The sequence below is a fragment of the Nicoliella sp. ESL1149 genome, assembly GCF_058107265.1.
Map to the genome: position 1 here is coordinate 608,055 of NZ_JBYLUE010000002.1, position 22,013 is coordinate 630,067.

Genomic DNA, 22,013 nt, shown 5'->3' on the forward strand with positions numbered 1-22,013 from the left:
AATCAGTTTTTTTAGTCTTAAATTAATCTTTTATTCGGCATGATCAATTGCACCAGCAATATCATCTTTTGAAAAATCATGATGACGATATTCTTCGTTATCATTAGGCAATGATTGTTCAAATTTTTTAAATGGTTGAAAACTCATTTCTCCTTCAAAACCATTAAAATCTAAAACGTGCCCCCCTTGGCTATGGTCTGCAGCCAAAAAATGTAAATGAAATCCACCAACAGCAATTCCATTAAAAATTTGAGGAGCGTAGTACCCTAACAAGGTTCCTTTCTTATCGCTACCATCAAAAACAACTTGTTGATCTGCTACAGCAGCCAATCCTGGGTATGGTTTACTTTGTTTCTTTACAGAACGGGTTTTAATTTGTTTGAAAATTCCAGTTAATTTAACTGAGAATAAAATATTTTGATAATCCACATGTTCAAATACTTTTTTAGAAAGGTTTTCATTACTAATCCCATCAACCTTAGTTGGCTTCTGATAATTAGCAAAATGAATGTTTCCAAAAGGCAAAGTAAAATTACTACCAAGTTCGATTACTTCTCCTTTGACGTTAACTTGGTATGGGTGACCATCTAATACGATCAATTCACCGTCTAGACCTTCACCTGTTCCAATTCCTGTATCACCATGACGCATAAATTCGTCCATTGACATTGTTCCATCAAATAAACCCGGAACCAATAATGCCAAAGTACCATGTTGAAATAATGTATCAGTTTTACTCATTATTATCGCCTCCAATATTAATGATATCATAGATTTTTTATTTCATAATTTAACTACGTCTTAATAAATAAAATAAAAAGACCATTTCTAAAAAGAAATGATCTCAAAATGATTAATTAAAAATGATTTGATTATGACTTTACTACTTTACTTTTCTTTAACAACTTATCAATTTGAACAACGAATGGATCACTAAATACCCAAATTGAAATTAAATGAACAATAAATAATGTTACTAACATTCCCATTGAATAACTAGCATATCCTCTTTGGAACCAGTCCCAAACAAATGTAATTACAGCTGATAGAATTGCCCCTAAACTTAAAGTAATATGATTATATTTTTTATAACCCGTTGCTGCAAAACCAATTTCATAGCCGAGTCCAGATATAATTCCATCGACAATTGCCATTACTCCAAATTGACTACCAACCAGCATTTCAACAATTGCAGCAAGGACTTCACCACATAGTGCTGCCCCAGGACGACGTAAAAGCATTGCTGCTAAAGGAGCTGCGAACATCCATAATCCACCTAATAATGCACTTCCAACTGGTTGTAATCCAATCGGTGTAAGCAAAATTTGAAGACCATTACTTAGAAAATCAGTTAAAAAGAAAATTAATCCACAAGCAATTGAAATTAAAGTTAATAAAATAATTGATCTTAAATCCCACTTTTTCTTCTCCATACTATTCTCTCCTAAATAAAAAGAACTCACTCCTATCAGAAGTGAATTCTAATTGATAGTTGTTACTATTTATTTTACCACACGTCTAACTGTTCCATTAAACTTAGTTGACCAATATTTATCTAATAAAGATGAAACCCCAACTCCACCAGTATCAGATGATGGAGAATCATGAATAAATAAATGATCACCTAGATATAAACCAACGTGACAAAAGGCTCCTTCGCCCTTTGCATTAAAGAAGAAAATGTCACCACGCTTCATGTTAGAAGGTGATACCTTGGTCCCTAAATTCTTTAATGTATAAGTTGTTGCACTAACAGGTCCAAGTGTAACCCCTGCTTTAGCATACATAAAATGAACAAATGAAGAACAATCAAAGCGGCGAGCTGCAATACTTGCAGCAGTTCTTCCGCCACCCCAAGAATATTTAGATTTTCCAATCAAACTTTCACCAGTTGCGATTGCTTTTTCAATCTTAGCATTATTACCCTTTAAAGAACTTAAATTGAAACTCATATTGTTAGCAGCAATCCAATATTGTTTTCCATTATCAGCAGTGAAACGATAAAATCCCTTCTTTAGGTTAGTATCTTTTCTCATATCAACATTGTACCAATTACCACTCAATCCCAAACTACTAGTTGTTCCAATCTTACGAGAACCACTAGTGTTATCAGGAGCGCTAAATACAGGAACATTTTTACTAGTTACCTGCATTTTATAGTCCATTGAAGATGTATAAGCAACTTTTTGGTTAAATGCATCTGCACTTACCCAACCACTAGTAGTTCGATAATAAACATCACCGTCAACACTAGCTATTCTAGCAACCGTTAATTTCTTATTATAGAAAGAAGTCGTTGTTAAACCCTTTTTACCAGTTCCTGGTTTAGTATAAAAAGGCATATTTTTTGAAGTTACGACCTTAACAGCTTTAAATGGTTCATTATAATCTTTTCCCTGATCAGGGGCGCTATTAATAACTTCATTATTATTTTTCTCAACATTTTGTGAATCTTGACTGTTCTGATTACTTTGATCCGTTGTTTGAGTAGTTGATGCCTGACTATTATCATCTGCATGAACATAATTTGTAGTTAGAGCTAATCCGCAAACTAATGTTCCAAACGTTAATGCCATTTTTATTTTATTATTAATAATTATTCACTCCTATATATTCGTTATCATTATTAACTTCATTCTATCTGAAATATAAATAATAGCAACGGATTTTAAGTAAATTTCATCTTTTTGTAAAAAAAGTATTGACGATTTATAAAAAATAGATTATAGTTATATCAACATCAAAAAACGAAATGGAAAAGGAAGTGAAACGAAATGTTAAAATATGATATGATTAAATGCAAATCATTATCTAATGCCAATACTAATAACAATAATAATAATAATAATTGTTGTTAGTATGGGTATATTTTAACATGTCGTTTAAACTTGTTAGTATCCATACTTCAGATTAAGTTCTGATTGTGGGTACTTTTTTATTAGCTTAGTAGTAAGCCAATTAAAGAACCGATGATTAGAATGTAATCTAATCATCGGTTCTTTTGTTTTTGTCCAGTAGTTCAATGGTAGAATACCGCACTGTTAATGCGTAGGTTGCTGGTTCGAGTCCAGCTTGGACAGTTCCTCCTCGGGGGATATGTTAATTCACAAGTTTTTGCTCTGTAGTTCAATGGTAGAATACCGCACTGTTAATGCGTAGGTTACTGGTTCGAGTCCAGTCAGAGCAGTTCCCCATTTAGGGATCAATAATTCACAAGTTTTTGCTCTGTAGTTCAATGGTAGAATACCGCACTGTTAATGCGTAGGTTACTGGTTCGAGTCCAGTCAGAGCAGTTCTCCCCGTTCGGGAGATCATTAATTCAATAACTTTTCTTGCTCTGTAGTTCAATGGTAGAATACCGCACTGTTAATGCGTAGGTTACTGGTTCGAGTCCAGTCAGAGCAGTTCTCCCCGTTCGGGAGATCATTAATTCAATAACTTTTCTTGCTCTGTAGTTCAATGGTAGAATACCGCACTGTTAATGCGTAGGTTACTGGTTCGAGTCCAGTCAGAGCAGTTCCCCGTTCGGGGATCATTAATTCAATAACCTTTTTGCTCTGTAGTTCAATGGTAGAATACCGCACTGTTAATGCGTAGGTTACTGGTTCGAGTCCAGTCAGAGCAGTTCTCCCCGTTCGGGAGATCATTAATTCAATAACTTTTCTTGCTCTGTAGTTCAATGGTAGAATACCGCACTGTTAATGCGTAGGTTACTGGTTCGAGTCCAGTCAGAGCAGTTCCCCGTTCGGGGATCATTAATTCAATAACCTTTTTGCTCTGTAGTTCAATGGTAGAATACCGCACTGTTAATGCGTAGGTTACTGGTTCGAGTCCAGTCAGAGCAGTTCTCCCCGTTCGGGAGATCATTAATTCAATAACTTTTCTTGCTCTGTAGTTCAATGGTAGAATACCGCACTGTTAATGCGTAGGTTACTGGTTCGAGTCCAGTCAGAGCAGTTCCCCGTTCGGGGATCATTAATTCAATAACCTTTTTGCTCTGTAGTTCAATGGTAGAATACCGCACTGTTAATGCGTAGGTTACTGGTTCGAGTCCAGTCAGAGCAGTTCCCCCATTCGGGAGATCAATAATTCAATAACCTTTTTGCTCTGTAGTTCAATGGTAGAATACCGCACTGTTAATGCGTAGGTTACTGGTTCGAGTCCAGTCAGAGCAGTTGTTTCATTTTGAAACAAACTAAACTCTCAAAGGAACTCCCTTAATTGGGAGTTTTTTTGATTGTTTAATAATATTCATATGAACAAATAATTTTTTCATTTATTACAAACTGTTATAAAAAAAGATGCCCTTCTGGCATCTTTTTATTGTTGAATCGATTTTAACGCATGGGTGAAGCAGTTCAACGAACAATTAATTTCTCGCGTAATAATATCAAAATTATAATCAACATCTTTTTCACTTAATTGATCTAGCGGTTTCGTCTCAACTTCATTGATAAACCGATCAATATCTTTAATGACATTACTTTTTTCGTTAACTCCATCCAACGCATTAATAATGTGTGAACGACTTTTTTTGAGTTGCTTTAAAATATCTTGTTGACGTTCTTTTTTCATTTTCTAATACCCCTTTTATAAATAGTTATGATTATCTAGTACACGATATATCATTTAAGATATAATTGCAATTATTTAAACTTCTTACGCTATTATCAATGCTATAATAAAGGCATTATATTTGATTGGAGATTGTTAAATTGGAAAATTGGTTAAGAAAAATCATATTGTTCATTACAGTTTTTACAATGGGTGCCCCAATGATACATACTGGTATCGGTCCCCATACCAGTAATATTTCTCTACCAAGAGCCAAATCAGCAATCGCCTTTGATAGTGATGACAATAGTAATAATTATTTGTATGAAAAAAATATTGATAAGCCAATGCGAGTAGCTTCTTTATCGAAGTTAATGACGCTATATTTAGCAATAAAAAAAGCCAAAGCCAATAATGGTTGGAACGACGTTGTTAACACTAACAATCCTGCTCTTCGCAAACTCAGTTATAATATGACGGATGGCGGTGGATTTAAATTTATTCGTGGTCATACGTATACAGTTCGCCAATTATATGAGGCCGCCCTAATCCTTTCGTCTAACAATGCTGCCATTGCATTAGGCAATTGGACTTCTGGAAACGATAAAAAATTTGTTGATTCAATGAACCAACAAGCAAAAGATTGGAAAATCAACGCTAAATTCATTTCCGCATCTGGACTCGATAATAGTGATTTAATCCATTACGGGTTAAGAGTTGAAGGTAATCGTTCTGCTGGAAACATGCTTTCTGCGAGAGCGATGGCTGTAATCGTCAAACACTTATTAAAAGAATATCCTCAAATTATTAATCAATCAAAAGTTGGTAACACAACTGTGGCTGGACAAAAATTATATAACTATAATGAAATGCTTCCTGGTCGTCCATATTATGACAAAAACCTATATGTTGATGGATTAAAAACTGGTTATACCCCCGCTGCTGGATATTGTTTTGCCGGAAGTAGTAAAAAACCAGGTCATGATCGATTAATAACCATTATTATTAATGATAATCATGTTTTTAGTGACACTGCTAAATTGATGAAATCAATTTATAAAGCGAACGATTCAAACAATTAGATTGACTTTGTTCTGAATCCTGTTAAAATAAAGACAATTAATTAACTGAGTAAACAAATTGATCAGGAAAGTAATTATTCGAAATGGTTAAGAAAATCTACGTTTGCTGAAAGTAGATCGATTTTTAGATAATGAAAATGACCTGTGATTGGCATCACTGATATTTAAGTGATGATGGGGTGGCATTCCATTACTAATGCACGCGTTGTTATGACGTTAGTGAGGGAATCTCCATAAGGAGATTCTAAATTAGAATGGTATCACGGAAGCCCGTTTCTATTAAATTAGAAATGGGCTTTTTTGTTTTCTCAGTTAAAAACCTATCCGAGAAACTATTAAAAAATTTTTTGGAAAACATTAAGTAAAAAATTAAGGAGTGGTAAGAATGGCATTAATTGATTTAAAAGATATTGACGTTACTTTTAAACGTAAAAAACAAGTGACTACCGCCGTTCAAGATGTTTCATTACAAATTGAACAAGGTGATGTTTATGGAATCGTTGGTTACTCAGGTGCTGGTAAAAGTACTTTAGTTCGGGTTATTAATAGATTACAAGAACCTACGAGTGGTCAAGTCACTGTTGATGGTAAGGATATGCTAAAGTTATCCAACTCAGAGCTTCGCCAAGAACGCCAAAACATTGGAATCATTTTCCAACATTTTAATTTAATGAATGAACGAACAATTGCTGGAAATGTTGATTATCCGTTAGCTCATAAGGGAATTAGTAAAAAAGAAAGAAAAGAAAAAGTTAACAAGTTATTAGACTTAGTTGGCCTTAGTGACAAACATAATTTTTATCCTGCCCAACTATCTGGTGGTCAAAAACAACGGGTTGCAATTGCTAGAGCATTAGCTAATGATCCTAAAATTCTAATTAGTGATGAAGCAACAAGTGCACTAGATCCTAAAACGACCCAATCCATATTAAAGTTACTTAAAAAACTAAATCAAGATTTAAACCTTACCATCGTTTTAATTACTCACGAAATGGATGCCGTTAAATCTATTTGTAACAAAGTTGCAGTTATGGATTATGGTAAAATCGTTGAAAAAGGAAATTTAATTGACGTCTTTAGTCATCCTAAGAGTCAATTAACAAAAGACTTCATTGCTACTACCACTCAAGTTAAACCAGCATTACAAAGATTAAGTCATCAAAAAGAGCTTTTGAATTTACCTGCAGATCAAAGAATTGTTTCTCTTAAATACATTGGTAGCAGTACTGATACCCCTATCATCATTGATTTATTTAAGAAGTTCAATGTGACTGCTAGTATCATCTTTGGAAACGTTGAATTTATCCAAGATACTCCCCTTGGAAACTTAATCGTTAATATGTCTGGGGCAAAAAGCGATTTAGCTGATGCTAAAAAATATTTAGCAGAAAATGATGTTACTTATGAAGAAATTGACTTAAAACAAGTCGCAGAACAAGAAAAGGAGGAAGAAGCTAATGAGTAGTTTATTTAGTCATTACTTTCCAAATGTTGTTACAATGATTCCTGATTTTATTCAAGGAACTTGGGAAACGATTTATATGACCTTTATCTCAGCCCTTGTTTCTGGAATCTGTGGAATTTTAATTGGAGTTATATTAGTAATCACTGCCCCTGGTGGAATTGCTGCTAATCGAACTTGTTATCAAGTTTTAGATAAAATTGTCAACTTGTTCCGTTCAATTCCATTCATTATTTTGCTAGCCGTCATCGCACCATTTACTAGAATTGTTGTTGGAACTACTATTGGTACTACTGCTGCAATCGTCCCATTAATTATTGCTTGTACACCTTTTTATGCTAGACAGGTACAAAATGCATTGCTTGATGTTGACGAAGGAATTGTTGAAGCAGCTCAATCTATGGGTTCTAGTAATATCGGAATTATCTTTCGGGTATATTTAAAAGAAGGTTTACCATCTTTGATTCGTTCTTCAGTTCTTACATTGATTAGTTTAATCAGTTTAACTGCAATGGCTGGAACTGTTGGTGGTGGTGGTTTAGGTAACCTAGCCATCTCTGTTGGTTATCAAAGATTTGAAAATGACGTTGTCTTCATGTCATTGATTTTAATTTTAGTTCTAGTTTTCTTAATTCAAATCATTGGAGACTTCTTAGCTCGTAAGACAGACCATTTAAACAATAAATAATTTATAAAAAGAGGCCTTAAGAATTAACTTAAGGTCTCTTTTTTTGGTAAAAATTAAGCTTTTCGTTCTTTAAAGTAAATCAATCCACCAAATCCGATTGCCCAAACTAATGAACCAATTGCACCAATTGTATCTTCTGGAACAACTAATAAACTAATATAAATCCCAATAAAGAATAAAATCGTCAACGGACTAGTTAATTTATAACCTGGCATCTTAAATCCATCAGATAAGAAATCATTGGATTGACGGTACTTTCGATGTGCAAGCAACGTTAGGATATAGACAAAGATATTCATATCACTAGATGCCCCAGCAACCATCATGAATAAGGATGATATTTCAGATGATATCGACATGATGGGGGTAATTAAAATAAATAATGAAGATATGATAATTGATGTTGCTGGAACCCCATTTTTGGATATTTTAACAAAGTGGCGATATAAAAAACTAGTTGGTTTCAATTCACTCGATAATTGATAAAAATGTCGTCCTGCAGAAAAAATAATACTATTAATGGCAGATGCTGCTGCTGTTAAAACAACAAAATTAATAATTCCTGCAGCAGTCGATAATCCAGCGATTTTAAAAACATCAACGAACGGACTTTGCGAAGGAATTAATGTCCTCCAAGGAATAATTCCCATAATAGCAACCAATGAACCTACATAAAAAATCAAAATTCTGATTAAAGTTTCATTAACAGATTTTTTGATAACTTTATGTGGATCTTTTGATTCTCCAATTGTAATACTAACGGATTCAATTCCTAGAAAAGCAAAGAAAACCATTGGAAATGCTGAAAAGAAACTAAAAGGTCCGTGGGGAAATAATTGAAAATGATTAAAGATATTACCAAATGAAGCATGTCCCACATTCGTTCTCGTATGTAATATCATCATAAATATTCCTGTAACGATTAAAGCAACTATCGCAATAATTTTGATCATTGAGAACCAAAATTCAGCTTCTCCAAACAGCCGAGCAGCAATTAAATTAATTCCACAAAGAACAATTAAGAAAACAACTTCTATCAACCATGCTGGAATGGTCGGAAACCAAAATTGAACATACGTTGCAACCGCAGTTAATTCTGCCATACAGGCAAAAATTAACCCTAGCCAATAGGTCCAGCCACTAAATAATCCAGCCGATTTACCTAAGTATTTACTAATGAAGGCTACAAAAGTATGCTTTTCAGGATCAGAATATAACATTTCACCAATTGAACGCATCATTAGGAAAAAGAAAAAGCCTAAAATCATATAAACTATCAATATCGAAGGTCCTGTTTGGGCAATTGTTTCTCCAGATCCTAAAAATAATCCAGTTCCAATCGTTCCTCCAATAGCAATCATTTGAACATGCCGATTACTTAATGACCTTATTGTACCATCTGAATTTCTTTTGTTTCCCTTTGCCATTGTTACATCCCCTATCATCCATTCTCTTCTAATATTTTAATTAATGATTTTATATATCAATAAAATTAATTATAGAAAGCATAACATAAATATATCTGATTTTAAATCTAAATATTAAATTTAGCTAAAATATGTGATAAAACATAACATCGCAATTTTGATATAAAAAAAGAGTGCCTCGATCATTGAATCGAACTACTCTTTTTGAAACTATGCTTTGCGTTCTTTTAAATATACTAATCCACCGAAGATAACAGCCCAACTTAGAGCCCCAACAGCCCCAACTGTATCTCCAGGAATAAATAATAAACTAAGATAAATCACAATGAAGAATAGAATCGTCAAAGGACTAGTTAAGTTATAGAATGGCATTTTGAATCCGTCAGAAAGAAAATCATTTGATTGACGATACTTTCTGTGAGCCAACATCGTTAATGCATAAACGAAGATATACATGTCACTAGATGCCCCGGCAACGATTTCAAAAACAGATGAAGTTGCCGAAGAAACGGACATCAATGGAGTAATTAAGATAATTGCGGCTGATAATACAATTGCGGCTGCTGGAACTCCCCGTTTTGAAATTTTAGCAAAGTTCCGGTGAAGAAAACTATCTGCATGCATTTCGTCAGCTAATTGGTAAAAGTGACGTCCAGCCGAGAATATAATACTGTTAATTGAAGATGAAGCAGATGTTAAAACGACAAAGTTAATAACACTTGCGGCTGCTGATAATCCAGCAATCTTGAATACTTCAACAAATGGACTTTGGGTTGGTGATAAAGTTCTCCATGGAATAATTCCCATGATGGCAATCAAAGCACCAATATAGAAAATCAAAATTCTTAACAAAGTTTCGTTAACTGATTTTTTAATTACAGCATGGGGATTTCTTGATTCACCAATTGTGATACTAACAAATTCAATTCCTTGGAATGCGAAGAATACCATTGGGAAGGCAGAGATGAAATTAAACCCACCATTAGGAAATAGTTTAAAGTGATCAAACAAATTTCCAATCGAAGCGTGTCCAGCATTGGTTGGCGTATGAGCAACCATCATGAAAATCCCAGTTGCAATCAATGCCACAATAGCAATAATTTTAATCATTGCAAACCAGAATTCAGTTTCACCAAATACCTTAGCTGCAATTAAATTCAAACTACATAAAATTGCCAAGAAAACAATTTCAATCAACCATGCTGGAATTGCCGGGAACCAGAATTGAACATAAGTCGCAACTGCAGTTAATTCAGCCATTGCTGCGAATAACAATCCTAACCAATAAGTCCAACCACTGAAGAATCCAGTCGGTTTTCCTAAGTACTTAGTAATAAAGGATACAAAAGTATGTTGAGATGGATCTGAATAAAACATTTCTCCAATCGCTCTCATCATTAAGAAGAAGAAGAATCCTAAAATTAAATATACTAGTAATACTGATGGCCCTGTCTTAGAAATAGTTGTTCCAGAACCTAAAAACAGTCCAGTTCCAATGGTTCCACCAATTGCAATCATTTGAACATGACGGTTACTTAAACCTCTTACTGTTCCATCAGAATTCTTTTTAAGTTGATCTGCCATTGTAACATCTCCTAACATATACGTTTAACTTTTAAATCATAATTTCTAATAAAAGTTAACGAATTATTAAATTAATAGAATAATATCACAATTATCAAACGATTAAAAGAAAAAAATGATAATTATTCGTATTTAGTTGTAAATACATGTCATTTCTTTTTACATATTCCTTAATTCGTCTTTGATAGCCGTTTTTCATAATATTTCATAATTCTGGATAAAATAAACGTAATAACAAAATAAATCACCATAATAACTACAATTGGTGCGACTCCTTGATAAGTATTCGATTGCACGATTTTCATTTGGTACATTAATTCACCAACCCCAATCGTAGATGCAAGCGAACTATCCTTGATCAATGTAATGAATTCATTACCTAATGCTGGCCAAATATTCTTAAATGCTTGAGGTAGGATCACTGATTGCATTGTCTGTGAATTAGATAATCCTAATGATAAAGCAGCTTCATTTTGCCCCTTTGGAATTGAATTAATCCCACTTCTGATGATTTCGGCAACATATGCCCCAGAATTAATTCCAATTGCAATCGTTCCTGCCGTCACAGCTGAAACGTTCACAAATGTTCCTAATCCAAAATAGAAAAACATAATTTGAACTAGTGCTGGCGTCCCCCGAATAAATTCAATATAAACAACTGCAATTGAATGAAGGAACCAATTATGACTTAACCGCATTAAGCCAAAGCAGATTCCAAGGATGATTCCCATAATGATGCCAATTACTGAAATAATTAAAGTGTATTTCAATCCTTTGATAAAGTAAGCCCGATATTGATACATTTGTTGCCAAACAGAAAGTTTCTTATCTTTGATCGTTCCCATTTGCTTAGTTGCCAATGGTAAAAATTGTTTTTCAAAAGCGTTATGTTGATTGGCTTTTTTAATTACTTGGTTGGCAACGTTAACTAGTGATTTTGCTCCTTTATGAAACGCAACAACGTTTTGTGAATTCTTTGTATTGAAATGTGCATCAATTGCCTTAATGCCACTAGTATTAGCAACATATGCTTTAGCTGTCGCACTTTCCACCGCAATCGCTTTAATTTTATTAGTTTTTAATGCCAATACTAAATCACTAACACTTTCCATTCCTTTAATTGAAGGATGAGAAATTTGTTGTTTTACTAAATCATATTGAATGCTTCCAGTCTGAGCTCCTACCGATTGATTTGCTAAGTCCTTATAAGACTTGATTTTATTATCATTAGAATTAACTACTAAATCTTGACCATCTGAATAGTAGGGGATCGTAAAATCAACACTTTTAGCTCTTTCAGGTGTTTTACTAATCCCGGAAATTGCCATGTCGATCTTACCAGTTTGCAGGCCAACCAATAAAGAATCAAAACTCATTGCCTTGATTTTTAACTTAACACCCATCTTTTTAGCAATTTTTTCGCCAAGCGTTATATCTGCTCCCATTACCTTTTCTTTCCCATTTACGTTTTTAGTGAACTCATATGGTGGATAATCAGGTTCAGTTCCTAACACCAAGGTCCCTTTTTGTTTGATTTTTTGTAGATAATTATCGCTACTAGTCGTTTTACTTGCTTGAACACTAGTTGTTGTCCAAATTATTCCCAAAAATATTACCGTCATTAAAAGTATTATTTTTCCCAGAGATCTTTTTTTAATCATCTTAATCATTCCTTTTCTAAAAAAACTTCTTGTTAAAATCCAAGAAGTTCTTTAAGACTAATATTTTTCTAAAATATTTTTTATTTTATTAATTGCTTCTTTTAACGCACTCATTTCAATTATTAATGGTGGTAATAATCTTAGAGTGTTTCCACGAGCTGAAAGCGTTAAAATTCCTTCTGATTGTAAGGCTGTAATTACTTCACTCACTGGAACATTTTGGTTTAAATGAATTCCAATCATGAAACCCTTTCCACTAATTCCATTAACGGAATGTAATGGCAAAATGTCTTGATTTAAAAGATTCCACAATTGACTTGATTTATCCTTAACTCCATCTAATAATTCTGGTGTTAATTGATCTAAAACAGCATTAGCTGATGCCATTACAACTTTGTTTCCCCCAAAAGTGTTTCCATGATCTCCTGGTTTAAAAGCTGCTGCCACTTTTTCTTTAGCTAACATTGCACCAACTGGTAATCCATTTGCTAATCCTTTTGCAACCGTAATAATATCTGGGCTTAAATCAAATTGTTCGAAAGCAAATTTAAAACCAGTCCGGCCCATTCCTGATTGAACTTCATCAATAATTAGAATGGTATTAGTTTCATGACACTTAGATTGTAATTTTTGGAGCCAATCATAACCGCCAACATTGACCCCGCCTTCACCTTGGACAACTTCTAAAATTACAGCAGCAATTTCGTCATTGATTAAGTTCAATGAATCGTCATCGTTATATTTACCAAAGCTAATTTCCGGAACTAATGGACTAAACCCCTCTTTAATGTGGGGATAGCCAGTGACTGATAAAGAACCATAAGTCCTCCCGTGAAAACCATTATCAAAAGCAACTAATTTTTGCTTTTGGGTGGCTTTATGAGCTAATTTAATTGCGGCTTCATTAGCTTCTGTTCCAGAATTACAAAAAAATGCTAAATAATTTGGTGGACAAAGTTTTTCAGCCACTTGTTCTGCTTTACTATTAAGATATAGATTTGATGTATGCCAAATATGATTCAGCTGTTCTTGAACTGCTGAATGAATCTTTTGATTACTATAGCCTAAATTACAAACCCCAATTCCACTTGTTAAATCAATATATTCTTTTCCATTAGAATCTAACAAATGATAATCGTGTCCATCTACAATTTCAATTGGGAATTGTTGGTAAGTATGAATTAATTTTGTCATGTTTACGCCTCCTATTTTACGATCATCGTTCCTGTTTTCATTAAATCATTTGTTATTGAAATTTGGTTAATACCATTTTTTAATGCTTCAAAAGCTGCCTTTACTTTTGGAATCATTCCGTTAGTCAACGTTTTATCATCAACTAACTGCTCTGCAAGTTTTCGATTTAACTGTTCAATCGGTTTGTTATCAACAAACACATTTGAAACGTCAGTTAAAAAAATTAATTTTTGTGCGTGTAATAACTCTGCTAATGCTGCTGCAGCAGTGTCAGCATTAACATTCAACATTTGGCCATTAGGATCAAATGCAATTGATGCACATAAGCCGACGGAATCGTTGGTTTTTTCTTTAATGTATTCAGCATCAATTTTATTTACGTTCCCAACTTCGCCATAAAGATGCTTATCAATATAATTTCCGAACATAAAACGATGCGATTGAGCATTTAACATTGTGCTTAGAATATGATGTTGCTGAAATTGTCGCTGGAGTTCTGGTTGAATAATATGAGTCAAAACATTATCGGTAATTGACATCATCTGGGGATTCGTAACTCTAATTCCATTAATTTTTTGGGGTTCTTGACCAATAAATTCACCACATTCAGAAATTAAATTACCACCACCATGGACTAAAATGATTGATTCCCCATTTGCCTGGAGTTGTTCAATATCATTAAAAAAACGCGGGTTCAATTTAGCAACCATATTGCCACCAATCTTAATTACAATCATCTTCATCACTCCTCATATGCCGAATTAATTTCGACATATTTATAGGTCAAATCACAACCCCAAGCAATTCCATCGTAATTACCTGTATTTAAATCTACCGTAATCTCGATATTATGGTTCTTTAAAGCTTTCCGAACTTGTTGAAGATCAATTGACTGTAATTTACTATGCTTAATAATTTCAATATTTTGAATCGAAATTGCTAGGTTATCTGGATCGATTTGGGCATCAGTTTGACCAATCGCTTGAACAATTCGTCCCCAATTAGCATCTTCTCCATTGATCATGGCTTTAATTAAATTTGAGCCAACAATTGCCTTCGCAACTTGATTCGCATCTGCTTGACTTTGAGCATTTTTAACAGTTGCTTCAATAAATTTAGAAGCTCCTTCACCATCTTTAGCCACCATTTTAGCCATTTCAGTAATCACAAACGTGAACGCATGGCTAAATTGTTCAAATTCTGAACTATCTTCCGTTAATTCATTATTTTGTGCCGCTCCATTGGCTAATGCAATTACCATGTCATTCGTTGACATACAACCATCAACCGTAATCTGATTAAATGAACTCACGATTTTAGAACTTAATAGCTTTTGCAATGTATTTTTGGCAATTTTTGCATCTGTTAAGATAAAACCTAGCGTGGTTCCCATGTTCGGGTGAATCATTCCTGATCCCTTTGCAAAACCAGTTATAATAACTGGTTTATTACCGATTTCGAGACTCACACAAATTTTTTTAGTTGTTGTATCAGTCGTAATAATTGCATCAGGAACTTTCAATGATTCAGATAATGTTAGGTTATCTAATCCGCTTTGAAATTTATCCATTTGAAGTTGTTTTCCAATGATTCCGGTAGAAGCGACCCCAACTAAATTTGAATCGATTTTTAATTTATTAGCAACTGCTTTCACTTCATTTTGAGAGTTTTTAATTCCTTGATCTCCAGTAAATGAATTAGCATTCCCACTGTTGATAACAAGAGCCTTCAATTGATGTCCTGCATTAATTTGATGCTTAGTTACTTGAACAGGTGCTGCTGGAAATTGGTTCTTTGTATAAACCCCTGCTGCTGAACATATCGAATCTGATACGATCCAACAAAAATCTAGTTGGTCACTTTTTTTAAAGCCAGCATGAATTGCATCTGCTTTGAAGCCTTTTGGCCATTGAAATTTAATTTCATTCATTTTTCTTCCCTCCTAAGGTAGGATTGGACTTAGTTCCAATCCCGTTGTCTCTTTAAACGAAAATAATTGATTAAAGTTTTGAATTGCTTGTCCTGCGGCACCCTTTATCATGTTATCAATAACACAACCCACTAATAAGTATTTAGTCACTGGATTGAACACTAATCCGATGTGACATTCATTCGTTCCCACGACATTTTTAATTGTTGGTAACTTATCGTTTAGTATCTTTATGAACGGACTATTTTTAAAAGTTTCTGCAAATTGATCCTGAATTTGTTCCTCAGAAACATCAGCTTTAACCTTCACATATATTGAACTCATGATTCCTCTATCAATTGGAACTAAAGTGGTCATAAATTGAATGTGGTCGATTTTTTTATTCCACTTTTTTAATAAAGCCATCACTTCTGGAATATGTTTATGCTGATTTGGTTTGTAAATTTGTAAATTATTTTGGGCTTGAATAAAATGTGAAGACTCTGTCAATTTTTTCCCAGCTCCTGACAGTCCAGACTTAGCATCAATTATGATGTTATCTAAATCAATTAGGTCATTTTGAACTAATGGTGCTAAACCTAATAAAACAGAAGTAGCATAGCATCCTGGATTAGCAACGTATTTCTTTCCCTGATTCTTCATTAAGTCAGCTAGGCCATAATATGACTGATCTAATTCTTCTTCTTCAGCAGCTGGTTTGGAATACCATTGTTGATATTGAGTGGCATCCTTTAAACGAAAGTCGCCTGAGAGGTCAATTACTGGAAATGATTTTTGCAAAAATGGTCGAGCTAGTTTAGATGTAACTCCTGCTGGCGTCGCAAAAAACAATGCATCATTGTGATCCATAATAACGTTTGAATCATATGGAAAAACAATTCCTTCGTCATAAGTGTATTGATCAGCCAATTCTTTTAATAAAGTTGGCTTTTGTAAATCATGTTTATAAAAATTGATTTGAGATACTTCAGGATGTTGTTTTAATAATCCATACAACACCATTCCCGCATATCCGGTAATTCCTACAATTGCAACTTTCATTTTTAGTCTGCCTCCCTAAATTTTTGGAATATACATCTTCCCGAGTGTTACAGCCATCATTGCTTTAATTCCATGTTTCCGGTTTTCTGCTTCATCAAATTGCCGAGCATATTTGCTATTGAAAACTTCATCTGTAATTTCCATCTCAGATAAACCATATTTTTCGAACATTTCTTGGCCAACTTCCGTTTTCGTATCATGAAATGCTGGTAAACAGTGCATTACAATTAACTTACCATCAATATTGCCAGTCATTTTTAAAGCCTTCATGTTAACTTGATACGGTTTTAATAAGTCGATTCTTTCTTTCCAATTATCTTCACCCATTGAAACCCAAACATCAGTTGTAACAACGTTGGCATCTTTTAAACCTTCTTGGAGATCAGAAGTTGTTTGAATTTTAGCACCACTTTGTTCAGCATATTTCTTAGCAATTTGAAGTACTTTATCTGATGGTAATAATGATTCTGGTCCAACAATTGCAACATCAACACCAACCATTGCACAACCTACTAACAAACTACTGGCTACGTTATTTCTACCGTCTCCCAAGTACGCTAACTTAAGGCCATCTAAAGTGCCAAAATTTTCTTTAATTGTCATCAAATCTGGAATCGTTTGAGTTGGATGCCAATCATCAGTTAACCCATTCCAAACGGGAACTCCAGAATATTCTACTAGTTCTTCAACATCAGATTGTTTATATCCCCGAAATTCAATTCCATCGTACATACTTCCCAAAACTTTAGCGGTATCAATAACAGATTCTTTATGAGCCAAATGAATATCGTTTTTACCAAGAAATACTGGATTAGCACCAAGTTCAAATGCCGCCGTGGTAAATGCTGATCTTGTTCTCGTGGAATTCTTTTCGAATAGTAATGCGATGTTTTTATCTTGCAAATATTTTGTTGGATTACCACTTTGCTTTTCGGCTTTTAAATGTAATCCAAAATCAACTAGGTAATTCATTTCAGCAGGTGTAAGGTCTGTTTCTGCTAAAATACTTTTCCCATAAAATTGATTACTAAAAAATTGATTATCTTTTTTCATAATAAAATCTCCCTTTATAATGGTTGAATTTCAAATGCCTGACTTTCTAGAACTGTTAATAAAGCCGCTAGAGTGTCTAATGAAGTAAATAGTGGAACTTCATTTTCAATTGCATCGAAACGCATTTCGTTATTTTTAAAACTATTTCTTTGATCATCGTTTACCGTATTCATTACAATTTGTAATCGTTGATCCTTTAAAGCCATCGTTACCTGTTCAGTTGTTAATGATGTTGTTGTAATATTGTTATCATTTAAATATCTTGCAGTTGAACTATCTCCACTAATTTGGAAGCCTAAAGTTCTAAAACGAACTGCCAAATCTAAACCTTCCTTTAAATCAGAATTGGAAAGTGATAAAAAGATAGTACCAATTTTAGGAATTTTAATTCCACTGGCTACGAATGCTTTATCCAAAGCTTTGGTAAATGTTCTGTCAGTCCCCATCACTTCTCCAGTTGATTTCATTTCTGGCCCTAATAGGTTAGCTACTCCTGGCAACTTACTAAAACTAAATACTGGTGCTTTTACTGAAACATGATTAGATTCTGGAACTAAGCCATCTTGATATCCCAAATCAGCTAATTTTTTATCTAAGATGACTTCTGTTGCTAATTGCGCCATCGAAATTCCTGTCACTTTGGATAAAAAGGGAACCGTTCTAGAAGCACGTGGATTAACTTCAATTACATAAGCTTTTTGATCATGAATAACGAATTGGACATTCATTAATCCAACAACATTTAACTCTTTTCCCAATGCAACAGCATCCTGAACGATTTGTTCCTTTACGTTAGAAAGCATGTTTTGAGGTGGGTAAACGCCCATTGAATCTCCAGAATGAACCCCGGCTCTTTCAATGTGTTCAATAATCCCTGGAATAATAACGTTCTTTCCATCACCAATAATATCAACTTCCGCCTCAGAACCAGTCAAGTAGGAATCAATTAAGACCGGATGGTCATTTGATACTTTCACCGCTCGATTCATGTAGTCTCGTAGTTCCTCATCAGAAACGATGATTTCCATCGCACGGCCACCTAAGACATATGAAGGCCGAATTAAAATTGGATAACCAACCTCATTTGCGGCTTGAACAGCACCATCAACAGTCGTAGCGGTTTTTCCATTTGGCTGTGGTAAGTTCAATTTATCAATTACTTCCCCAAATAGTTTTCGATCTTCACTTCTATTAATGTCTTCAAGCGTTGTTCCCAAAATTTTAATGCCCCGTTCTGCTAACGGTTTCGCCAAATTAATGGCGGTTTGTCCGCCGAATTGAACGATTACTCCTTCTGGTTTCTCAAGCTCAACTATGTTCAAAACATCTTCTAATGTTAATGGTTCAAAATATAATTTATCAGAAATTGAAAAATCAGTTGAAACAGTTTCCGGATTAGAATTCATAATAATGGACTCATAACCAGCTTTTTTCATCGCTTCAACACAATGAACCGTCGCATAATCAAATTCCACGCCCTGACCAATTCTAATTGGACCAGATCCAATAACTAAAATTGAAGGTTTTGAAGTAACTTGGGATTCATTATCGTTTTCATAAGTGCTGTAATAATAAGGCGTTTGTGATGTAAATTCACCAGCAACCGTATCAACCATTTTAAAAACTGGCGTAATATTTGCTTCTTCCCGAATTTGTTTAACTTCATCGGCTGATTGATGCCATAACTTGCCAATTGTGTTATCTAAAAAGCCATTTTGCTTAGCAACTTGTAAAATTGCATCAGTCTGGTTTTGCTGTAATTCCAGTTCAATTTCAATCAAATGTTGTAACTTATATAAGAAGAATTCATTGATTTGAGTAATTGAGTGAATCTGATTAACACTGATTTGTCTTCTTAATAATTCACAGATTACAAATAGTCTGTTATCTTTAGCTGGAACTAAGTCATTCAATAAAACCTTAGTATCAATCTTTGTTAGTGCATCATCAGCGACATAATCAAGACCGATTTCTAGTGAACGAACCGCCTTTAATAATGATTCTTCAAAGTTCCGTCCAATGGCCATCACTTCACCAGTGGCTTTCATTTGGGTCCCCAGATTATGATCACCATCAGGAAACTTATCAAATGGCCATCTGGGGATTTTAGTAACGATATAATCTAAAGCGGGTTCAAATTCTGCTAAAGTGGTTCCAGTAATTGGATTCTTAATTTCGTCTAATCCTAAACCAACCGCAATTTTCGCAGCTGTTTTAGCAATTGGATAACCAGTTGCTTTGGAAGCTAAAGCTGACGAACGTGAAACCCGTGGATTAACTTCAATAATGTAATATTGATCACTATATTGATCAAGAGCCATTTGAACATTACAACCGCCCTCAATTTTTAAAGCCCGAATAATCTTTAAGGCCGCATCCCGTAACATCTGATAATCACGATCTGATAATGTTTGAGTTGGTGAAACGACGATTGAATCTCCAGTATGAATTCCAACCGGATCAACGTTTTCCATTGATGCAACAATCAAAGCGTTATCCTTTGCATCTCGCATTACTTCAAATTCAATTTCTTTGAATCCAGCAATTGAACGTTCCACCAAAATTTGACTAACCGGGGATAGTTCTAATCCATTCAAAACAATTTCTTTGAATTCATCTTGGTCATGAGCAAAGCCGCCTCCTGTTCCACCCATTGTGTACGCTGGACGGATGACAACTGGGAAACCAACTTGTTTCACAAATTGATTTGCTTCATCTAAAGTGGTTGCAATCATTGATTCTGGAATTGGTTCATCGATTCGTTGCATTAATTGCTTGAATTGTTCCCGATCTTCAGCTTCTTCAATTGCATTTAATTTAGTTCCTAATAGTTCGATTTTTAATTCAGTTAAAATTCCTGAATCCGCTAATTCTTTAGCCATATTTAAACCAGTTTGACCACCCAAAGTAGGTAAAATCGCATCTGGCAATTCTTTTCTGATAATTTTAGAAACAAATGCTAAGGTCAACGGTTCAATAAAAACCTTATCCGCAATTTCTTTATCAGTCATGATAGTTGCTGGATTCGAGTTAACCAAAATAACTTCATAACCTGCTTCGCGAAGTGCTAAACATGCTTGCGATCCTGAATAATCAAACTCAGCTGCTTGCCCAATTATGATTGGACCGGAGCCAATCACTAATATCTTTTTAATATCAGTTCTTTTTGGCATTAGAACATCCCTTCTTTCTTTTCATCCTGACAAATCTGAATAAAACGAGCAAAAAGATGTTGCGCATCGTGGGGACCAGGAGAGGCATCTGGATGAAATTGAACTGAAAAAGCATTTTTGTCCTTCAGACGAACGCCTTCTACAACGTGATCATTAATTTCTTGATGAGTCACAATTAAATTAGTCGTATCAAGAGATTGTAAATCAACTGCATATCCATGATTTTGAGAAGTAAAGTTGCAATTGGTCTTGCCAACTTCACTAACCGCATGATTAAATCCCCGATGACCAAATTTCATTTTGTATGTTTTGGCTCCATTTGCTAAGGCAAATAATTGATGGCCTAAACAAATTCCCATTAATGGATAATGTTCCTGTAATTGTTTAATGGTTGGTAATGCAAATTGATATTGCATTGGATCTCCAGGACCATTAGATAATAAAATGCCATCTGGATGACATTCCATTATTTCATCTGCACTCGTTTTTCCTGGAAAAACAATTACGTTCGCTCCGTGTTGACTTAAGTTCTTTACGATTGATTCTTTTAATCCAAAATCTAGCAAAGCAATCTTAACGCCATCTTGAGGGACTTGATAAACAGCCTTCGTTGCCGCTTGATTTGCTTTGGCTTCTAAAATTGGTAAATATGTTTTATTAAATTGTTCTTTGATCCACTCACTGTTCAAATCACTAACGATTACAGCTGGCATGGATCCTTCGTCACGAATTTCCTTCGTTAACTTTCTTGTGTCGATTCCACTAATTCCTGGTAAATCCTCTTGTTCTGCATATTGTTCTAATGTCATAACAGAACGATAATTGCTTGGATGCTTAGCTAATTCATGGACAATAATAGCGTCTACAGCGGGATGAATACTTTCTGAATCATCCTTATTAATGCCATAATTACCAATTAATGGATATGTAAAAACCATCGATTGTCCGTAATAGCTAGGGTCAGTGATCGTCTCTTGATAACCAGTCATTCCAGTACTAAAAACTACTTCTGTGTAAACATCTTTAGTAGAACCGAAACCGTTACCAGGATACACTGAGCCATTAGCAAGCACTAAATAGCGTTTCATTGTAATCCTCCTAATGTTATTAAGATCAATTGCAATTAAATACTTTTAAGTTACCCACTCATTACGTCTAATCAAT

Annotated in this window: 17 protein-coding genes, 11 tRNA genes and 1 other annotated feature; of the genes, 14 read left to right on the forward strand and 14 right to left on the reverse strand. The window is 34.4% G+C overall.

The genetic code is table 11. The features are described from left to right. Window positions 1–30: 30 nt before the first annotated feature. The 3 genes from budA to AC3B6G_RS02985 form a co-directional block, all read right to left on the reverse strand. On the reverse strand, window positions 31–741 hold the full coding sequence (gene budA / locus AC3B6G_RS02975; RefSeq protein WP_489848946.1) for an acetolactate decarboxylase: 711 nt from the start codon (window positions 739–741) through the stop codon (window positions 31–33). 131 nt (window positions 742–872) lie between these two features. Continuing rightward, window positions 873–1,433 carry an ECF transporter S component gene (locus AC3B6G_RS02980; RefSeq protein WP_489848947.1) on the reverse strand — a complete coding sequence of 187 codons (561 nt, stop codon included), beginning with the start codon at window positions 1,431–1,433 and terminating at the stop codon, window positions 873–875. 69 nt (window positions 1,434–1,502) lie between these two features. Then, window positions 1,503–2,576, reverse strand: a complete 1,074-nt coding sequence (locus tag AC3B6G_RS02985) for an NlpC/P60 family protein (RefSeq protein WP_489848948.1) — start codon at window positions 2,574–2,576, stop codon at window positions 1,503–1,505. Window positions 2,577–3,008: 432 nt separating this feature from the next. Here AC3B6G_RS02985 and AC3B6G_RS02990 point away from each other — a divergent pair. The 11 genes from AC3B6G_RS02990 to AC3B6G_RS03040 all read left to right on the forward strand — a co-directional run bounded on the left by AC3B6G_RS02990 (window position 3,009) and on the right by AC3B6G_RS03040 (window position 4,175). Further along, window positions 3,009–3,080 (forward strand) — tRNA-Asn (locus AC3B6G_RS02990). A 35-nt stretch (window positions 3,081–3,115) separates the two neighbouring features. Next, window positions 3,116–3,187 (forward strand) — tRNA-Asn (locus AC3B6G_RS02995). A gap of 34 nt (window positions 3,188–3,221) precedes the next feature. Next, window positions 3,222–3,293, forward strand: a tRNA-Asn gene (locus AC3B6G_RS03000). A gap of 40 nt (window positions 3,294–3,333) precedes the next feature. Further along, a tRNA-Asn gene (locus tag AC3B6G_RS03005) sits at window positions 3,334–3,405 on the forward strand. Between the two features lie 40 nt (window positions 3,406–3,445). Beyond that, window positions 3,446–3,517: transfer RNA gene (locus tag AC3B6G_RS03010), tRNA-Asn, on the forward strand. Window positions 3,518–3,553: 36 nt separating this feature from the next. Continuing rightward, a tRNA-Asn gene (locus AC3B6G_RS03015) sits at window positions 3,554–3,625 on the forward strand. Window positions 3,626–3,665: 40 nt separating this feature from the next. Next, window positions 3,666–3,737: transfer RNA gene (locus AC3B6G_RS03020), tRNA-Asn, on the forward strand. 36 nt (window positions 3,738–3,773) lie between these two features. Next, window positions 3,774–3,845: transfer RNA gene (locus tag AC3B6G_RS03025), tRNA-Asn, on the forward strand. A 40-nt stretch (window positions 3,846–3,885) separates the two neighbouring features. Then, a tRNA-Asn gene (locus AC3B6G_RS03030) sits at window positions 3,886–3,957 on the forward strand. A gap of 36 nt (window positions 3,958–3,993) precedes the next feature. After that, window positions 3,994–4,065: transfer RNA gene (locus tag AC3B6G_RS03035), tRNA-Asn, on the forward strand. A gap of 38 nt (window positions 4,066–4,103) precedes the next feature. Next, window positions 4,104–4,175 (forward strand) — tRNA-Asn (locus tag AC3B6G_RS03040). A gap of 145 nt (window positions 4,176–4,320) precedes the next feature. Here the strand turns inward: AC3B6G_RS03040 and AC3B6G_RS03045 are convergent. Next, window positions 4,321–4,575 (reverse strand): hypothetical protein, encoded by a 255-nt coding sequence (locus tag AC3B6G_RS03045; protein WP_489848949.1) that lies wholly within the window; start codon window positions 4,573–4,575, stop codon window positions 4,321–4,323. Window positions 4,576–4,715: 140 nt separating this feature from the next. On the opposite strand from AC3B6G_RS03045, the gene AC3B6G_RS03050 reads away from it, so the two are divergent. The 3 genes from AC3B6G_RS03050 (at window position 4,716) to AC3B6G_RS03060 (ending at window position 7,786) form a co-directional block, all read left to right on the forward strand. Next, window positions 4,716–5,636, forward strand: coding sequence for a serine hydrolase (locus tag AC3B6G_RS03050; protein ID WP_489848950.1), 921 nt, complete (start codon window positions 4,716–4,718; stop codon window positions 5,634–5,636). Between the two features lie 49 nt (window positions 5,637–5,685). After that, window positions 5,686–5,917, forward strand: a binding site (T-box leader). 104 nt (window positions 5,918–6,021) lie between these two features. Beyond that, entirely contained in the window at window positions 6,022–7,101 is a 1,080-nt protein-coding gene (locus AC3B6G_RS03055) for a methionine ABC transporter ATP-binding protein (protein ID WP_489848951.1), read from the forward strand. Beyond that, on the forward strand, window positions 7,094–7,786 hold the full coding sequence (locus AC3B6G_RS03060; RefSeq protein ID WP_489848952.1) for a methionine ABC transporter permease: 693 nt from the start codon (window positions 7,094–7,096) through the stop codon (window positions 7,784–7,786). Before AC3B6G_RS03055 ends, AC3B6G_RS03060 begins: the two co-directional genes overlap by 8 nt. Before the next feature lie 53 nt (window positions 7,787–7,839). On the opposite strand, the gene AC3B6G_RS03065 is transcribed toward AC3B6G_RS03060, so the two are convergent. The 10 genes from AC3B6G_RS03065 to AC3B6G_RS03110 all read right to left on the reverse strand — a co-directional run bounded on the left by AC3B6G_RS03065 (window position 7,840) and on the right by AC3B6G_RS03110 (window position 21,937). After that, a complete protein-coding gene (locus AC3B6G_RS03065; protein ID WP_489848953.1) occupies window positions 7,840–9,213 on the reverse strand; it encodes an amino acid permease in 1,374 nt (457 codons plus the stop codon). A gap of 210 nt (window positions 9,214–9,423) precedes the next feature. After that, window positions 9,424–10,797 carry an amino acid permease gene (locus AC3B6G_RS03070; RefSeq protein WP_489848954.1) on the reverse strand — a complete coding sequence of 458 codons (1,374 nt, stop codon included), beginning with the start codon at window positions 10,795–10,797 and terminating at the stop codon, window positions 9,424–9,426. Between the two features lie 170 nt (window positions 10,798–10,967). Next, a complete protein-coding gene (locus AC3B6G_RS03075) occupies window positions 10,968–12,419 on the reverse strand; it encodes an ABC transporter substrate-binding protein/permease (protein ID WP_489848955.1) in 1,452 nt (483 codons plus the stop codon). A gap of 96 nt (window positions 12,420–12,515) precedes the next feature. Continuing rightward, a complete protein-coding gene (gene argD, locus AC3B6G_RS03080; RefSeq protein ID WP_489848956.1) occupies window positions 12,516–13,652 on the reverse strand; it encodes an acetylornithine transaminase in 1,137 nt (378 codons plus the stop codon). Between the two features lie 11 nt (window positions 13,653–13,663). After that, window positions 13,664–14,389, reverse strand: coding sequence for an acetylglutamate kinase (gene argB, locus AC3B6G_RS03085; RefSeq protein WP_489848957.1), 726 nt, complete (start codon window positions 14,387–14,389; stop codon window positions 13,664–13,666). Between the two features lie 5 nt (window positions 14,390–14,394). Beyond that, entirely contained in the window at window positions 14,395–15,582 is a 1,188-nt protein-coding gene (gene argJ / locus AC3B6G_RS03090; RefSeq protein ID WP_489848958.1) for a bifunctional glutamate N-acetyltransferase/amino-acid acetyltransferase ArgJ, read from the reverse strand. Between the two features lie 12 nt (window positions 15,583–15,594). Then, window positions 15,595–16,623: an N-acetyl-gamma-glutamyl-phosphate reductase gene (gene argC / locus AC3B6G_RS03095; protein WP_489848959.1), complete on the reverse strand. Its 1,029-nt coding sequence runs from the start codon at window positions 16,621–16,623 to the stop codon at window positions 15,595–15,597. Between the two features lie 15 nt (window positions 16,624–16,638). Then, a complete protein-coding gene (gene argF / locus AC3B6G_RS03100; RefSeq protein WP_489848960.1) occupies window positions 16,639–17,676 on the reverse strand; it encodes an ornithine carbamoyltransferase in 1,038 nt (345 codons plus the stop codon). 14 nt (window positions 17,677–17,690) lie between these two features. Beyond that, on the reverse strand, window positions 17,691–20,849 hold the full coding sequence (gene carB, locus AC3B6G_RS03105; protein WP_489848961.1) for a carbamoyl-phosphate synthase large subunit: 3,159 nt from the start codon (window positions 20,847–20,849) through the stop codon (window positions 17,691–17,693). Next, complete coding sequence (locus AC3B6G_RS03110; protein ID WP_489848962.1) at window positions 20,849–21,937, reverse strand: carbamoyl phosphate synthase small subunit; 1,089 nt, start codon at window positions 21,935–21,937, stop codon at window positions 20,849–20,851. The genes carB and AC3B6G_RS03110 overlap by 1 nt, the downstream gene beginning before the upstream one ends. Window positions 21,938–22,013 lie beyond the last annotated feature (76 nt).

Bases quoted from the DNA above. Each gene is read 5' to 3' on its own strand.
- AC3B6G_RS03065 (WP_489848953.1), bottom strand. From the start codon at position 9,213: ATGGCAAAGGGAAACAAAAGAAATTCAGATGGTACAATAAGGTCATTA.
- AC3B6G_RS03060 (WP_489848952.1), top strand. From the start codon at position 7,094: ATGAGTAGTTTATTTAGTCATTACTTTCCAAATGTTGTTACAATGATT.
- AC3B6G_RS03075 (WP_489848955.1), bottom strand. From the start codon at position 12,419: ATGACGGTAATATTTTTGGGAATAATTTGGACAACAACTAGTGTTCAA.
- argD (WP_489848956.1), bottom strand. From the start codon at position 13,652: ATGACAAAATTAATTCATACTTACCAACAATTCCCAATTGAAATTGTA.
- carB (WP_489848961.1), bottom strand. From the start codon at position 20,849: ATGCCAAAAAGAACTGATATTAAAAAGATATTAGTGATTGGCTCCGGT.
- budA (WP_489848946.1), bottom strand. From the start codon at position 741: ATGAGTAAAACTGATACATTATTTCAACATGGTACTTTGGCATTATTG.
- argC (WP_489848959.1), bottom strand. From the start codon at position 16,623: ATGAAAGTTGCAATTGTAGGAATTACCGGATATGCGGGAATGGTGTTG.
- AC3B6G_RS03070 (WP_489848954.1), bottom strand. From the start codon at position 10,797: ATGGCAGATCAACTTAAAAAGAATTCTGATGGAACAGTAAGAGGTTTA.
- AC3B6G_RS03045 (WP_489848949.1), bottom strand. From the start codon at position 4,575: ATGAAAAAAGAACGTCAACAAGATATTTTAAAGCAACTCAAAAAAAGT.
- AC3B6G_RS02985 (WP_489848948.1), bottom strand. From the start codon at position 2,576: ATGGCATTAACGTTTGGAACATTAGTTTGCGGATTAGCTCTAACTACA.
- AC3B6G_RS02980 (WP_489848947.1), bottom strand. From the start codon at position 1,433: ATGGAGAAGAAAAAGTGGGATTTAAGATCAATTATTTTATTAACTTTA.
- AC3B6G_RS03110 (WP_489848962.1), bottom strand. From the start codon at position 21,937: ATGAAACGCTATTTAGTGCTTGCTAATGGCTCAGTGTATCCTGGTAAC.
- argF (WP_489848960.1), bottom strand. From the start codon at position 17,676: ATGAAAAAAGATAATCAATTTTTTAGTAATCAATTTTATGGGAAAAGT.
- argB (WP_489848957.1), bottom strand. From the start codon at position 14,389: ATGATTGTAATTAAGATTGGTGGCAATATGGTTGCTAAATTGAACCCG.
- argJ (WP_489848958.1), bottom strand. From the start codon at position 15,582: ATGAATGAAATTAAATTTCAATGGCCAAAAGGCTTCAAAGCAGATGCA.
- AC3B6G_RS03055 (WP_489848951.1), top strand. From the start codon at position 6,022: ATGGCATTAATTGATTTAAAAGATATTGACGTTACTTTTAAACGTAAA.